This window comes from Cytobacillus sp. (assembly GCF_032154635.1).
Classification (GTDB): Bacteria; Bacillota; Bacilli; order Bacillales; family Cytobacillaceae; genus Cytobacillus.
The window spans coordinates 16,598-31,843 of sequence record NZ_JALDXW010000040.1 but is presented as its reverse complement, the minus strand read 5'-3'; the positions used below and the strand labels follow the sequence as shown (position 1 = coordinate 31,843).

At 38.7% G+C, this 15,246-nt stretch carries 18 protein-coding genes; 8 read left to right on the top strand and 10 right to left on the bottom strand.

Annotation, left to right across the window (positions count from 1 at the left end; all coding sequences use genetic code 11):
* The 7 genes from RUH74_RS20300 to RUH74_RS20270 form a co-directional block, all read right to left on the bottom strand.
* Positions 1 to 890: FixH family protein (locus tag RUH74_RS20300; protein ID WP_313803371.1), on the bottom strand; the 890-nt coding region annotated here is incomplete at its 3' end.
* Entirely contained in the window at positions 887 to 1,558 is a 672-nt protein-coding gene (locus tag RUH74_RS20295; protein ID WP_313803369.1) for an ABC transporter ATP-binding protein, read from the bottom strand. The genes RUH74_RS20295 and RUH74_RS20300, both read right to left, overlap by 4 nt.
* Positions 1,555 to 2,352, bottom strand: coding sequence for an ABC transporter permease (locus RUH74_RS20290; RefSeq protein WP_313803367.1), 798 nt, complete (start codon positions 2,350 to 2,352; stop codon positions 1,555 to 1,557). Before RUH74_RS20290 ends, RUH74_RS20295 begins: the two co-directional genes overlap by 4 nt.
* Entirely contained in the window at positions 2,316 to 3,659 is a 1,344-nt protein-coding gene (gene nosD / locus RUH74_RS20285; RefSeq protein ID WP_313803365.1) for a nitrous oxide reductase family maturation protein NosD, read from the bottom strand. The genes RUH74_RS20290 and nosD overlap by 37 nt, the downstream gene beginning before the upstream one ends.
* Positions 3,656 to 4,231, bottom strand: coding sequence for a hypothetical protein (locus tag RUH74_RS20280; RefSeq protein ID WP_313803363.1), 576 nt, complete (start codon positions 4,229 to 4,231; stop codon positions 3,656 to 3,658). Before RUH74_RS20280 ends, nosD begins: the two co-directional genes overlap by 4 nt.
* Before the next feature lie 57 nt (positions 4,232 to 4,288).
* The gene (gene nosZ / locus RUH74_RS20275; RefSeq protein WP_313803359.1) at positions 4,289 to 6,166 is read right to left on the bottom strand and encodes a Sec-dependent nitrous-oxide reductase; all 1,878 of its coding nucleotides are present in this window, start codon (positions 6,164 to 6,166) and stop codon (positions 4,289 to 4,291) included.
* A gap of 42 nt (positions 6,167 to 6,208) precedes the next feature.
* A complete protein-coding gene (locus RUH74_RS20270; protein WP_313803357.1) occupies positions 6,209 to 6,640 on the bottom strand; it encodes a c-type cytochrome in 432 nt (143 codons plus the stop codon).
* Between the two features lie 107 nt (positions 6,641 to 6,747).
* Here RUH74_RS20270 and RUH74_RS20265 point away from each other — a divergent pair, with 107 nt between their 5' ends.
* From RUH74_RS20265 to RUH74_RS20255, 3 genes are all read left to right on the top strand, one after another.
* The gene (locus RUH74_RS20265) at positions 6,748 to 6,870 is read left to right on the top strand and encodes a hypothetical protein (RefSeq protein ID WP_313803355.1); all 123 of its coding nucleotides are present in this window, start codon (positions 6,748 to 6,750) and stop codon (positions 6,868 to 6,870) included.
* An 86-nt stretch (positions 6,871 to 6,956) separates the two neighbouring features.
* Complete coding sequence (locus tag RUH74_RS20260) at positions 6,957 to 7,679, top strand: Crp/Fnr family transcriptional regulator (protein WP_313803353.1); 723 nt, start codon at positions 6,957 to 6,959, stop codon at positions 7,677 to 7,679.
* 84 nt (positions 7,680 to 7,763) lie between these two features.
* Entirely contained in the window at positions 7,764 to 8,228 is a 465-nt protein-coding gene (locus RUH74_RS20255) for an SRPBCC family protein (RefSeq protein ID WP_313803351.1), read from the top strand.
* Positions 8,229 to 8,287: 59 nt separating this feature from the next.
* On the opposite strand, the gene bshB2 is transcribed toward RUH74_RS20255, so the two are convergent.
* From bshB2 to pdxK, 3 genes are all read right to left on the bottom strand, one after another.
* Complete coding sequence (gene bshB2, locus RUH74_RS20250; RefSeq protein ID WP_313803349.1) at positions 8,288 to 8,953, bottom strand: bacillithiol biosynthesis deacetylase BshB2; 666 nt, start codon at positions 8,951 to 8,953, stop codon at positions 8,288 to 8,290.
* A gap of 40 nt (positions 8,954 to 8,993) precedes the next feature.
* Positions 8,994 to 9,338: a YojF family protein gene (locus tag RUH74_RS20245; RefSeq protein ID WP_313803347.1), complete on the bottom strand. Its 345-nt coding sequence runs from the start codon at positions 9,336 to 9,338 to the stop codon at positions 8,994 to 8,996.
* Between the two features lie 209 nt (positions 9,339 to 9,547).
* Positions 9,548 to 10,387, bottom strand: coding sequence for a pyridoxine/pyridoxal/pyridoxamine kinase (gene pdxK / locus RUH74_RS20240; protein ID WP_313803345.1), 840 nt, complete (start codon positions 10,385 to 10,387; stop codon positions 9,548 to 9,550).
* Between the two features lie 143 nt (positions 10,388 to 10,530).
* Here pdxK and RUH74_RS20235 point away from each other — a divergent pair, with 143 nt between their 5' ends.
* The 5 genes from RUH74_RS20235 (at position 10,531) to RUH74_RS20215 (ending at position 15,032) form a co-directional block, all read left to right on the top strand.
* Positions 10,531 to 11,208: a response regulator transcription factor gene (locus tag RUH74_RS20235; protein WP_313803343.1), complete on the top strand. Its 678-nt coding sequence runs from the start codon at positions 10,531 to 10,533 to the stop codon at positions 11,206 to 11,208.
* Complete coding sequence (locus tag RUH74_RS20230) at positions 11,205 to 12,554, top strand: HAMP domain-containing sensor histidine kinase (RefSeq protein WP_313803341.1); 1,350 nt, start codon at positions 11,205 to 11,207, stop codon at positions 12,552 to 12,554. The genes RUH74_RS20235 and RUH74_RS20230 overlap by 4 nt, the downstream gene beginning before the upstream one ends.
* Before the next feature lie 128 nt (positions 12,555 to 12,682).
* Positions 12,683 to 13,597 (top strand): ABC transporter ATP-binding protein, encoded by a 915-nt coding sequence (locus tag RUH74_RS20225; protein WP_313803339.1) that lies wholly within the window; start codon positions 12,683 to 12,685, stop codon positions 13,595 to 13,597.
* Positions 13,597 to 14,307, top strand: coding sequence for an ABC transporter permease (locus tag RUH74_RS20220; RefSeq protein ID WP_313803337.1), 711 nt, complete (start codon positions 13,597 to 13,599; stop codon positions 14,305 to 14,307). The genes RUH74_RS20225 and RUH74_RS20220 overlap by 1 nt, the downstream gene beginning before the upstream one ends.
* Positions 14,307 to 15,032, top strand: coding sequence for an ABC transporter permease (locus tag RUH74_RS20215; RefSeq protein ID WP_313803335.1), 726 nt, complete (start codon positions 14,307 to 14,309; stop codon positions 15,030 to 15,032). The genes RUH74_RS20220 and RUH74_RS20215 overlap by 1 nt, the downstream gene beginning before the upstream one ends.
* The last annotated feature ends 214 nt before the right edge of the window (positions 15,033 to 15,246 follow it).

Here is a 15,246-nt window from a genome sequence, read left to right as displayed (position 1 = left end):
TCTAGTGAGTTTACTTGGGATACGAGCAGATCTTCGTATTGTTTTTGTGCCTGATAAAGAACTTCTTGTTCATTGACGTCGGGATTTTCTTTTTTAACTTTATTTATCAGGTCTGTTTGGACTTTTTGGGAGAGGACAATCAGCTCGTATTGTTTCTCTTGTTTATCCCAGAACTTTTCCTCACCAAATTCTTTAATCAAGTCCTGGGCTGCTTTGGATTGTGCATACTGCTCGCGTACACTTTTAATCGCTTCGCTAATTTCCTCTTTAGAAGCTTGATGCCCCTTTTCTACACCTAGTAAAGCGACTGAGCGAAGGCGAATAATTTGTGTTAATAATGTGTTTTGATCTTGAACCGCTTGTTCCTGATCATCTAAGGTAGCTAACGTTTCCTCTAGTTCTTTTCCCTCATATGTCTCATGAGCCTGCTCTCGGTTAATTTCAATGTGTAGTTTATTAATAAAACGGTAAAATTCAATATCGTCATTTGTGACCCATTCTCCGTTTATCGTTGCTACGCCATTTGGCTCTTTTACTTCATACTCGATCACTTTTTCAATTGTTTTGCCATCTTGATCAATCGTGAAGACGATCTCCCATTCCCCTGCCATTGGAAGTTCTACTTCACTCGTATATATTCCGTTTTCCTGTTCAGTGAAAGACACTTCATATTTTCCATGGTCCATATCAACCATAGAGAACTCAGCACTTATCTTTAATCCATCAACAGGTTCTTCATGATTAGTCACTTTTATAACAAATTCAGACGTTTGATCCTTTTGATAGTAAAGCTCTTTTTCAACGGTAACTTCTATGCTTTTACTTGAACTGCAGGCAGCAAGCATGAAAAGGAGAACAAAAATAATACAAGTATGAATTTTTTTCATCATTCGCTCTCTCCTAAACTTTGGGTTTCGAGAAATTTCTCAACTGTATATTTTGTGATTTTATGTTCATCTAAAAAGGCGACATGTGTACATAACTGCTTAATTTCATCCATATGGTGGGATGACAGGAGGATCGTTTTATCTTTTAATGCTTTTAACGTTTCGATTATTTCTTTTCTCCCAATGGGATCGAGGCCGCTCGTTGGCTCATCAAGTACTAAAATCGCTGAATTTTGATATAAGGTAACGGCAAGGCCCAATCTTTGCAGCATGCCTTTTGAGTAGCCATGAACGACCGTGTTTCGATCTTCCCATAGATTAACTGATTTCAAAACATCCTCTATAAGCTTTTCATCAAGCTGTTCGGAAACGGCTTTCGCAAAAAATATCATATTTTCTAAGCCTGTTAATAGGGGGTAAAGCATAAACTTTTCAGGCAAATAGCCAATTTCATTTTGTGGCCGTCTTTTTTTCGATGCTGTGGCTCCGTTTATCGTTATCGTTCCTGCTTTTACAGGAAGAATGCCAAGCAAGCTATTAATCAATGTTGATTTCCCTGCCCCATTTCTTCCAACTAGTGCACACACCTCATTCTTTTCTATCAATAGGTTTACATCGTTTAATACGATTTTCCTCCCATACGATTGGGAGAGATTTTGAATGTTAATCATTCAGAGCCCTCCTTACGGTGAAAGAATACTCCTGCGATAAAGGAAACTACTAATAAGAAACTTACATTTGCTAGTAAAAATAGCCCTGGTTTCATCCACATAAAGGATTGAAGAAGCTTAGACATATGATCGAATGAGTAGACACCTAGCGATGATTCGAGATACATCCTGGCAGCCTGTATTGGATTTAAAAAATAAACGGCTGAGAACCATTTTACATTTTCATATGTGATGTCTGTTAGGAAGGATAGCAGAATGAAATCGTGTAAAAAGAAAAAGTAAAACCAAATGACAATAGAGAAACCGACAATTTGCATCCTAGAACGGCTAATACTGCCTATTAATACACCAAGCTGTGTAAAGATGATTGTGAAACAGATGAGAGAGAGCAAAAAGGCGAGATAGCTCTTCAAATCTGTTTGAAAGAAAAATTTTAATGGCACTAAATAGATGAAGAACCATACGATGAGTGGACCGAGAAGCCCTGAATGAATGGCGATGCTTTTTTTAAATAAGAAGCTTAAAAAGGAATCGCGTCTCGTTAAAAGCATTATAAGAGTCTTTTGTTCTTTTTCTTGAAAAATACTAAATGCCCCTAAGAATAAACACAATAAGGGGATAAAATAAACAAACGCATCGAATAGGTTTATTAAGAGAACATAAAAGCCTTGATCAAAGGAGAGAGAGGAAGATTTAAACAATAAACTGACTGAAACAAGAACAATGATGCCGAAGGATAACCATAATCCTTTTCCTTTTATGTTTTCCTTCCATTCTTTCCAAATATAATACATAGCTGATATCTCCCTTTTACTAAAATAACGGCTAGAATAATAATGCTAGCAAGTACATAAAAAATTGAATGAATAGAAGCGCTTTTATTCATTACCAGCGGATATCGATCTTCAAACATTGTTTTATCATTATGAAAAAATTGATTCATTTTTTCGTAAACGGCTACTGCTGGACTTTTCAAAAATAGATAAGTTAATTCTTGGTCCTCAATAAGTTCATATAATGAAGATTGGTAGATAATAGGCTGGTCACCAATTCTGTCTTGATTTAAATCGAGAACAGGGAAGGACTTGCCCCAATTATTCCCTTTCCCGTTTACACTCCACTCATTTCTCCCTTGACCGCCAAGTGTAACCGCAGGAAGGGTGTTTTCTTCAATTGTGTTTAAAGTGAATGTTTGTTCATTTGAGCTAGCCCAAAGTTCGACGCCTATTTGGTTTTTTACAATTTCATTATTTTTAATTAGGCTGTTTGTCGATTGATCAATATATAACCCGCGCTGATTGAGAAAAAACGTATTTTCCTCTATCTCCGTATCAATAGCAGATAGAAGAAGCAATCCGAACGATTTATGGCCATAGTTAAAAACGAATTGATTGTTTTCAAGCTTAATCCCTCTCGAGTGCATTATGGCGGCCCCGCCGGTATTAAAAGTAAACGTATTGTCTTTAAAGAAATTATCATCAGAATACATATAATGTAAGCCATAACGGGTCTCGCTAATGCGATTATGATTTATTTGATTGCGATTTGCGTAATCGAAGAACATCCCGTCCCTGGTCCCTTTAATGACGTTATTGTTTAACGTATTATCGTTTGAATAATATACATGTAAGCCATTCCCTTGATTCGCGATTTGTCCTTTGCCCAATCCAGTGATTTTGGAGTTTTGAACCGTATTATGATGGGCTTGGCTAAGGTAAATACCGTGAAAAAAGTGTTTAATAGTCACGCTGTCAATGAGGTTATGGTCTGTATACACTTTAATTGCTGCGTATTCCTCCGAGCTATTTCGATCTAAACTGCTATTCATAACAGTGAGGTTTCTTACTTTTACATAAGGGGAGCGGATAGAGATGACGTTCCCTGAATAATCCCCCTTAATAATTGTTTTTTTATCGCCTATTATTTCAAGTGGCTTATCAATTACTATATTTCCTTCATACGTCTTATTTTCAAGGTGGATAACCGCCCCTTCATCAGCCAAATCAATAATGGATTGGAGATTTTCAGATGCAAGACCTTTGTTTGGAATGGCGATAACGATTAACGACAACATGAAGAGTAAGAGTATGTTTGTTTTCATTTCTGCCGATCCTTCCATAAAGGAATGAATAGGAAGATAAATGCCGCAATGACTAAGTAAGTTCCGATTCCTAGCTTGCTGTAAGTAACAAAGTTAGCGAGTGTATTTTCACCAATTATTGGAGGAACAAATGGATCCACTTGAATGGGTGCCGTGGGATCTAAGTCCGTACCAAAATTTTTGAGCCAGCGGTTTAAGTCCCATATACCGAGCAAGCCTCCAGCAGCAAATAAGCCGATAACAAAGTATAAAAATCTCTTTTTTCTAATGATTGCAGCGATTAAAACGAGCAATGCCAGGCCGCCAATTAAATATGAAAGGTATTTCAGCTCGGGAAAATTTTCTTCACTAAAATTGGCCATTCCAATGTAATGATTCAGTCCGTTAACAATATCAATTTCTCCTTCGAGCTTATCAGGGTAAACAATAATATTTAAACCTTCAGGGTATTGGGGCGCATAAAACTCCATTTTCCACCATGGAAAGAAAAGAGACGCTCCAATCAGCAGGGCAGAAACAACTAGTATGATAGACGAAACGGGTGAAAGTTGTTTTCCTTTCAATGTAGACACGCCTTTCTATTAAAACTGAGGGAGGGTATCAATCACGATTGATACCCTTGACCCAGTTTACTGATTTTTGGGTTTTACTAATAAGTAACCAGTCATTTCTTGGTGAAGTGCTGAACAGAAGTTCGAACAGTACAATGGATAAGTACCTGCCTTGCCAGCGGTAAACTCAACTGTATTTGTTTGGCCCGGCTGAACTTCTATATTGATGTCATAACTATTGATGGCAAAGCCATGGGTAATGTCTTGATCAAAGTCAATATTCGTTAAGTGGATGAATACTTTATCGCCTTCATTTACTTCAATTGCATCTGGACGTTTAGCCTTTGCATCAAAAATGAATTTAGAACGCATGGCTATCCCGTATACGTGTACCTCATTGCCTTTTCGTTCAATTCTTGTATCTTCTTGGTTATAAACCGCATCAGGATTGTTTTCATCTTTATCATAAATAGAGATCGTTTTAATTTTGTCCGCTTTGATCATTTGCGCATAGTGTGGTTCAGGGTTAACAGGTGCAGATTGAATCACTTCCATCTTTTTACCTGTTAAATCAATTAATTGCATGGATTCAGGGTGAGAAGGGCCAACCGATAAATAAGAATCCTTCGCAATTTTATTTAGAGCAACAAGATATTTTCCATCTGGGGCTACTGTGTCCCCTTCAGCAGCGACGGAATGTCCTGGTGAATATTGAACAGGAACACGATCTAATGTTTCACCCGTTTTAGGATCCCACTTCACTATTTCTGAAGAGATGAACATCGTTGTATAAGCCATTCCTTTATCATCAAATTGGGTGTGAAGCGGTCCAAGTGCATTTTCAGGATCCACTTCTCTTTCCATTACAGAATCATAGTTAAGGACTGGAATGCCGTTACGCTCACCAGCAAAATCTTGCTTTTCAATGGCATCAAACGCTTTTTGGAACGAGAAAACGGTCATGGCAGGTGCTAGTTTTCCAGAAGCAATAAAGTGTTCCCCGTCTGGTGTAACGTCAACTCCATGTGGTGATTTTGCAACTGGAACAAGGTATATTCCGCCTTTATGTTTTTCTGGGAAAATCATTTTTTGCCCAGTTACTTCATCGTACTCGCCATCTTTGATTTTTTTCTCAAGTTCTTTCCAGTTAAATAAAACAATATAGTCACGATCTGCCTGAGATGCATTGATTTCTAAATTTGTAGTTGCTTCTTCTGTGTTATAAGTTGTCATAACTGCCCAGTCAGCTGACATCTTCTTCCCGGCGTCTGATAGATCATAGGACCATGGTGGAAGGGCAACCTGGTAAGCAATATTTAATTTTTCATTCTTCTCATCAAATGTTACTGCCGACATGACGCCGCGATATTTTTCACTGTAATCATCTAAGCTAGCATATTCCCTCCCAATAGGAACAGCGAAGCGTGTAGGAAGGAACATGTACTCTGTATTTTCCGTAACAAATGCCGCACAGTGCGGGCCGCTTGTATTCGGGACATCTATGATATCTCTTGTTGTAAATGTTTCTAAGTTCATTACAGCTGCCCGGCTATTTCCTACATCTGTTGCAAATAAGTATTTTCCATCATAATCTCCATTTGTTTCCGATAATGCCGGGTGGTGAAGATCGCCCCAAGTATAGCCGCCCATTAACTCCTTCGTATGTTTATCAAACCCATATCCAGTAGCTGAATCTGGTGAGAAAACAGGAATCGTACGGATGTGACGCATGGATGGGACACCGTAAATGAACATTTGTCCGGAATGGCCGCCAGATGCCATTAAATAGTACTCGTCTTTTTCACCAAATGGGACGTAAACCTTCTCCGCATTTGTTTTGTTAACATTTTCATTGCTTGCTGATCCAGATGGACCAGATGAAAAATCTGCAAAAAATACTGTTGCTGCCAGTACACCAGCAACTAGGCCAGTTGCAGCAGGAATCCAATTTTTCATTAATCTTTCCACCGCCTTCATGAAATATAAAATGGCTTGAATCTATTCAGCTGCCTTTTGGAGTGCCTCAATAATTTGGTTTATTTCTTCATCTGTTAATGGGTTTCCGCCAATCACGCCAGACATAACAGCAGAAGTTGGCTCTTTTAAAAACTCAGCAAGCGGTTTGCCATGCTTATCTTCCACATTATTAAATGCTTGCGATAAGTCTGGTCCGGTTGCACCACCATCGAGGTTTAACCCACTTACAGCGTGACAGCCTAGACATCCTTTAGCCTGAAGAATGTTATCACCAGAAACAGCAACTGTTTTATTTGCTTCTTCCTGTGACGTCTCTGAGGATTTTGCTTCGTCCTTATCATCTACAGCTACTTCTTGCTGGGATTGATCGGGGATTAAAACATCAAATACTACATAACCAAGCCCTAAACCGATTAGGGCACTAATAACAAAAATTAAAAAAGGTTTTTTCAAAGTTTTCCCTCCTTTTGTATGTTTTTCATTATTATCCTAACGTTGAGGGGGATGGGAACGTGTGATGAAATTCACTTATCAGCGAATCTACTGTGGATGTTCTGTGAATGGATAGTGAAGAATTTGTGACGATTGTAAAGCAAGCGGATCAAAAAACGCCTTTAAACCATACAGCTATTAATACGAACTCTATTATTCATATCCCTTATCAGAAGAAGGCCATGCAGTAACCATGTGAAAAAAGTCACATTCAACAACTGTAAGCTTCGATAGAATGAATATAACGATGAAATACTTTATAAGGTGGGAAATGAACATGAACAACCCAAATGCAGCTCAGCAGCCAGATATTGAAGAGTTCTTAGGTCAAATTGAAGTGTTTAAAAACCTCCCAAAGCAATCGGTTCAGTTAATTGATAAACGCATTTTAAAAAAAGCGTATAAGAAAGGTGAGCAAATTATTTCTGAATATGAAGAGGCACAGGGTGTCTTCTTTGTTCATTCAGGTATTGTGAAGTTAACGAAGCAGGATGAACATGGGAATGAAATCATTACTTGTATTAAGAAAAAAGGAGAGATTTTTGCGGAAGCTTGCTTATTTAATGCAGAAGGCATGTGTTATCCAGCAACTGCTACGATGATTCAAGAAGGCGAAGTGTACTTCTTAAATACAGATGACTTAGAGCAAGAATTGTGCCTATCCCCAGAAATGTCTGTTCAGATTATCCGTTATATGAGTGAACAGCTTCGAGATATGACATCCATCTTGAGAGATATTGCTCTCCTAGATGTTTATATGAAGACGATTCGAACACTCGAGCGGCTTGCTGAAAAATTTGGAGCTAATCGATGCAATAAAATGTATATTGAGCTCCCGATTACCGTTCAAGAGTTTTCCACCTTAGTAGGTACATCGCGGGAAAGTGTCAGCAGAGTATTTTCAAAGCTTAAAAAAGATGGGATTATCGAAATTAATGGGAAAACTATTGTCATTACGGATTGGTGTAAATTCTGTTCCCTATTTCACCAAAAATTATAAATTTCTAAAACAGGATTCTATGAGAAAGAATTCTGTTTTTTGTTATAATAAAGAAAAAAGCATGTACCAAATAGAGGTGTAATTATGGCTGACTTTCGTTCTAGTGTTATTATTCATAAACCTGTGAAAGAAGTATTTCAATACATGGCTGGTATGGAAAATGTCCATGAGGTAATGCCTATTGTTTCTAAAATGGAAAAGTTAACAGAAGGCGACATTGGGAAAGGGACAAAGTTTAAGGAAACACGGCTGGTTAGAGGCAAGGAAATTTTTGCAGAGGTTGAATATATTCAATATGAAGAGAACCATTCTTTTACATCAAGAAGCAATTCGAATGGATTAATTGTTGAGTATAAATATGTTTTTCATGAAATTGAGGAAGGAACGCAAGTGGAGCTTGAGGCATTTATTCAAACAAGCGGTTTACGAATGAAATTAACAAGACCGATGATTGTCAAAATGATCAAGCGAGAGGATGGCTACCAACTTGAGAATTTAAAGAATATGCTAGAGTCTGAAAAAGCAGAAACTAGCGATATGCAAATATAAATGTTATTTTCAAAAAAAGCAGTTTTTCGCAATAATAAAGTGAAAAACTGCCTTTTTTATTAGAACTTATAAGTCCAAAAACGCTCATTATGAATTCGTGCCATCACCGCAGGGTCTTGGTTTTTTAGCTTTTCTTCCATTTCAGCAGCCATCAGCTGTGTTTGTGAAATATGCGCTTTTATGGCAGCAAGCTTTAAATCAGCCACATCACTTACATTGTTGACAATGTCTGCTTGGCCGATCTCTTCTTCGCAGTTATTAGAAAAGGCAACACAATGAACCTTTGGACGATTGCTTTCAGGCATATCCTTAACAGCTTTAATAACTGCTGCACCGGTTGCATCATGGTCAGGATGAACGGCATAGCCTGGATAAAACGTAATAATTAAAGAAGGTTTCACTTCTTCAATAATTGATCCCATATGCGCTGCCAATACAGCTTCATCTTCGAATTCGACTGTTTTATCTCGATAACCAAGCATGCGTAGGTCCTTAATTCCAAGGACATTTGCCGCATCCTGCAGTTCTTTTTTTCTTATTTGCGGCAAGGTTTCCCTCGTAGCAAACGGAGGATTTCCCATATTTCTTCCCATTTCCCCAAGTGTCAAACAAGCATATGTAACAGGGGTTCCGCTCTTTGTATAGGAAGCAATTGTTCCTGAAACACCAAATGCTTCGTCATCTGGATGAGGGAAGACGACTAATACATGTCTCTCTTTTTCCATGTCGCATTCTCCTTTCCTACACTTTTTGTTCAGTTCCGCGCTAAAATGGCTGTTCACTTACTTGCAGGGAAACAGCCAGTTTGCCGCTAAAGTCGTGCCCAGCTAATAACAGCCTGCCTTTGTCATCCACTTCAAAATGGGTAATTCCCTCTGCGTACACCCAGCCGAAGCTCATTTTAAGACCAACACGAAAAGGCCCGTTTCCTGTTATTTTCCCATGTTCATATTGCAAAAGTGCATTCCGTATATATGCACCTGAAGAGAAAAAGGACTCATCGAAATGAGAAGCATATGCCCCGTTCGTTGTTTCTAAATGGATATACACTTCTTTTTGGGCAAAGCGATCCAATTCTTTTTGTACGTGATCAATAATTACTGGTTCCATCCTAATCCTCCTTCCACGTACGTTCATTCTTTTTCTATCTAATTTCCAATTTATATTTTACTAAAAAAGGAATGGAAAAGCGAAATTCATGCTTAAACAATAGCAGAAGGGCTGTTCTTTCGATAAAGGAGACATCATGAACAATAGCGAAGGGCTGTCTGTTTATCAAAAGGAGGACTTTAAAAGAAAACAGAGCCGTTTGGCTCTGTTTATGAATTAAGCTGTTCTGCTTCCAAACGGCCGGCGCCAAAACGGCGGTATGCCCCATGCATCGTTGGTCCAACATATTCATTTAATTTAAATCCATGGCTAATAGCGGCTGTAATGAAATCCTTTGCAACTTCGACAGCTTCTACTACGGATTTTCCTTTTGCTAATTCTGCAGTAATGGCTGATGAGTATGTGCAGCCTGCGCCATGCGTGTAAGTCGTATCAATTCGTTCGCTTTCAAATAGTTTAAATTCTTTTCCGTCATATAAAAGATCCACAGCTTTTTCGTGCTGCAGCTTGCTTCCGCCTTTTATAAGGACATATTTCGCACCAAGCTCATGAATTTTTACTGCTGCTTCTTTCATATCATCAACGGTTTTAATCGGTCCCGTTTGAGCCAATTGCCATGCTTCAAAGAGGTTAGGTGTGACAACTGTTGCGCGAGGAACAAGAATCGTTCGTAAAGCTTCAGCAGTTTCTGGGTGAAGAACCTCATCTTCTCCTTTACAAACTAAAACAGGATCAATGACTACCCGATCTAATTTATTTTCGTCTATCACTTTAGCAGCAAGTTCAATTATTTCAACAGAACCGAGCATGCCTGTTTTCATTGCATCTATTCCAGTGGATAGGACGGTTTCTATTTGTGTTTCTAAAGTTTCGAGGGCAATTGGAAAGACTTTATGATTCCAGTTATTTTTTGGATCCATTGTCACAATGGTTGTAAGAGCCGTCATCCCATAAACGCCTAGTTCCTGGAATGTTTTTAGGTCAGCCTGGATGCCTGCGCCTCCGCTTGTGTCAGATCCAGCAATAGTTAAGACTTTTTTCATCGTCATTTCAAAATTCCTCCCTGAAGTATTGCTTCATTAAATAAGATGGCTTGGATTGTTTTCTATTATAACAATAATTAATTTTACGAGAAACTTTAAGTTATTAGGCTTTTATTCCCAATTGCTATTCTCTATTATAAACGTAGGTGATGAAAATGAGAAGAATTCTATACATAGAAGATGATTTAGAAATTGGCAGCTGGGTGAAGGATGATCTAGAACAGAGAGGATTTAACATACAGTGGCTAAAAACAGGCGAGGGAGCCGAAAAAGCTGTGATCAATAGTGATCTTGTTGTATTAGATGTTATGCTCCCTGGACTTGACGGCTTTACAGTCGGACAGCGGCTAAAAAAAGAAGCCCCTCGTGTCCCAATATTAATGCTCTCCGCACGTACAGCTGTGGATGATAAGCTTCAGGGCTTACAATTTGCAGATGATTATGTCACAAAGCCCTTCCATCCGGATGAGCTTGCAGCAAGAATTGAAGTGTTGCTAAGAAGGTCTGGTCTATCGGTTTCAAATGAGATAAAGCTTGGCCATATATGTGTAAATCTTTCCGAAAATACGATTATTGATCAGCGGAATGGAGAGGAAATTATTTTAACGGGCAAGCAGTATCAGATATTTATGCATTTTATCAAGCATCCAAATCAGATTCTAACGAAGGAGCAGATCTATGAGTCTGTTTGGGGAGAGCAGTACATGGAAGGCGACAAGACATTGATGGTTCATATTCGCTATCTTCGTGAAAAAATAGAAATAAACCCAGGCTCACCTGAAATAATTGAAACAATCAGGGGAATTGGCTATAGGGTGAAGCAATGAAACTGAAAAACTCATTATTAAATCAGTATCTATTAATAATATTATTCGCCATCATGATCGTACCAATTTCCTTTTTGTTTATTTCAGTCGTATTTTTTAATTATCTTTCTGTAAATAAAGAGCCAAATAAATACCAAAATGGGACTGATTTAGAAGCGATGTGGCATGCAGAAGCACAAATCCTGGCAGGAGCTTCCGATGAACAAATAAACCATAAGCTAAGGAAAATCAAAGAAGAGTATTCAGAGGCATCTATGTTTTGGGTAGATGAAACAGGGCAGACGAGGGAGCGGCTACCAGAAAACCTTTCTGTTCCTTTATCATGGTCACCGTCCTTAACGGTCGATTATATGAAAAAAAACCGAGGGTTAGAGGCTGATCCATTTACAGTTGTGACTTTAATTGGCAAGGAAAAAGAAGAAGGGTTTATGGTTCTTCAGGTTCCGCGTTCAGCTATGCTCTCTACTGGACAGAGCTTTCAGGAACGGTACAGCTATGCAATTATTCTTTCTGTAATTGCTATATTAGCCGTCTTTATATTTATCTCGTGGATATTCTTTTACAGAATTAGAAGGCGTCTGCTTCGGCTTCAGCGAGCGATGGCTCATCCAGCAGAAAATGGAATCCCAGATTCCATAAGCGTTGAAAAAAAGGATGAAATTGGCCAGCTGGAAGTGTCCTTTAATGAAATGATTCATCAGCTCGAAATCAGCCGAATCCGTGAGAAGGAAGAAGAAATGCTCAGAAGACAGCTGATTGCGAATTTATCACATGATTTAAGAACACCTTTAACGACGATCAGAGGCCATGCCTTCAGCTTAAAAAAAGAGCGATTGAGTGACAAAGGCAAAGAGTCACTCGATTTAATCGACAATAAAATTGGCTATCTAGGCCAGTTAATTGAAAACCTCCTTTCTTACACATTATTGACAACTGGAAAGTATCCATATTATCCAGAAAGTATAGATATGGTCAGATTAGTAAAAACATCGTTTGCAGCGTGGTACCCAGTTTTTGAAGAAGCAGGCTTTCAAATGGAGATTGATTTTCCGGAGGAGACTTTTTACTGGGAGGTTGATCCTCAAAGGATGGAACGTGTGTTAGATAATTTTTACCAAAATATTTATCGGCATGCACGTAAAGGCGGTTATATTGGCATGAAGATGGATGCTCATCTTCAGCAGATCATTATTGAAGACCATGGTCCGGGAATGAGTGGGGAATCGATTGAAAAAGGGGCCGGAATTGGGCTTTCCATCGTTTCCCTGATGCTGAAGGACATGAAGCTTACATGGGAAACGGAAACTAGTGAAAAAGGAACGATCATTCGCATCATGTGTAAATGATAGAAAATGGGCCGACTTAATGTCGGCTTTATTAATTTGGCTTATCAAGAGGTTTTTAAACGAAATTTAAACTTCATTCACCTTCGTTTTAACCAAAGCTGGTTATGATGGGTATCGAGGTGATGAAGATGAGTGAATTAATTATTGAAACAAACCAATTAACGAAGAAATTTTCGCAGAGATATGCGGTGGAAAATGTTGATCTCAAAATAAAAAAGGGAGAGATCTATGGGTTTCTTGGTCCGAATGGAGCGGGGAAAACAACAACGATTCGGATGCTTCTTGGGCTTGCCAAACCAACAAAGGGATCCATTCATATATTCGGTAAGGATATGAAAAAGGAAAAACGCAATGTGTTAAAAAGAGTAGGTTCATTAGTAGAGTACCCATCCTATTATGGTCATTTAACTGCATATGAAAATTTGGAGGCTATTCGAATTCTGCTCGATGCGCCTAAATCAAGAATTAATGAAGTGCTTTCGATTGTCAGATTATCGAAAGAGGCGAAAAGACCAGTTAAAGGTTTTTCCTTAGGAATGAAGCAAAGATTAGGGATTGCTGCGGCGCTTTTAGGAAATCCTGAGCTGCTTGTCTTGGATGAACCAACAAATGGACTTGATCCTTCAGGCATCCTTGAAATTAGGGAACTCATTAAAAGTATGCCAAGAGAGCATGGCATTACAATTCTTGTGTCAAGCCACTTATTATCAGAAATGGACCAGATGGCAACTCAGGTAGGTATCATTTCAAAAGGAAAAATGATTTTTCAAGATTCTATTGAGGCTCTCAGACAAAGAGCCCAAAGCAAAATAGCCATCAAAGTTGATCGAACAGAACAAGCATGGAGAATGCTGCTTTCAAAAGGAAGGCAGGCGGAAATAGACAATAATCAAATTTACCTGCCCTATACTTTAGATGAAGAGATTTCCACTGTGATTGGAGACCTCGTTCATGAACACTTCTCTGTGTACAGAGTCCAGGAAGAGAAAAAATCGCTTGAAGAGATTTTCCTGGAGCTTACAGGCGGGGAGGGAAGTCTGTAATGCTGAGCATTCTTGCTTCGGACTTTATAAAGATTAAAAGAAAAATGATTTGGTTTTTAATTTTTCTTGGGCCATTCGGTGTTGTCGCACTCGAAGCCGTTAACTTTGGGCTTCGGTATGACTATTTAAGAAAGGTCTATGAAAAGGATGTATGGGCTGGACTGATAGCAGAGGCTGGATCTTTGGCCATCCCTGCTTTAATGCTCGGATTAACTCTAATAGCTTCTATGATCTCTAATATTGAGCATCAAACAAATGCATGGAAGCAGCTTCTTGCCTTGCCTGTTTCTAAGCTTCAAGTTTTCACCGGAAAATTTGTGTTAACGGTACTTTTGCTTTTCGTATCAAGTACGTTTTTGTTCATAGGAACCATTATTCTGGGCATTTTCCTTAAGTTTGGAACGGATATTCCATTCCTCTCCTTACTTAAAATGGCTTACTATCCTTATCTTGCAGCTATGCCCTTTATTGCCCTGCAAATCTGGGTTTCCATCACAATGAAAAATCAGGCCATCCCTTTGGTGATCGGAATTGTCGGTACCATTCTATCAATGATGTCTTATCGCTTTCCTGATTGGATGCCTTGGAAATGGCCATTATTAGAAAATAGCTGGGATGATCCATTGTATTCTGTATGTTTTGGTCTTGCTTGCGGATTGGCGATTTACTTAATTGGCTTGCTTGATTTTTCAAGAAAGGATGTGAAGTAATGGGAAAGGTACTAAGAGCTGAGTTTTTAAAACTTAGAAAATCAGCCATATGGCTGTTAATTTTTATTAGTCCTGCCTTATCCTTCTTCGTCGGATTAGCGGAATCCGTAGAAGATAAATCATTCCAATGGGTAATAGCCATATCTTATATGGCATTCATACATGGCCTCCTATTTTTGCCGTTGCTCACAGGTGTGTTTTCAGCTTTTATATGCCGGTATGAGCATATTGGCGGAGGTTGGAAGCAGCTGCTTGCCATGCCTGTTTCCCGCGGCAATGTGTATATCGCAAAATTCCTGCTCGTTCTTGGCTTGCTTGCGATCACTCAGCTGCTGTTTGCTTCAGGTGTTCTATTGGTAGGACAATTGAAAGGGTTTGAAGAAGCGATTCCCTGGAAGACGCTAGCGATAAGCTCGTTAGGAGGCTTGATCGCCTGCCTTCCTCTTGCTGCACTGCAAATATTCGTATCTGTTGCATGGTCAAGCTTTGCGGCTCCATTAGCCATTAATGTCATATTTACACTGCCGAATATGTTAGTGGTAAACTCGGAAAAATTTGGTCCTTTTTATCCGTGGGCTCAGCCGTTTTTAGCAATGATACCAACGGGACAAGATGGATTTGGCGCAATGAATGTAACGATGGAAACATTGCTGCTCGTCATTTTGGGGAGTTTTATCGTGTTTTTCCTAACCGGTTTTACTTATTTTCAAAGAAAAGAAATCTAGCATCCTCCTAGACTGGGAGGATTTTTTTTGTTCTTGGGAAAGTAGGATAGTAATTTTCATCAATTTTTCACATTAATTTTCGACAATTTTTTGAACAAACGATCTTTCTTTAAATTTCCACTATCTAAACGTGATAAATGTTACTGCTGTTATTGCTTGTTCCTTTTACTATTATGATGTATTAAAGGTCAATTTTCACACTAATCTCATATTT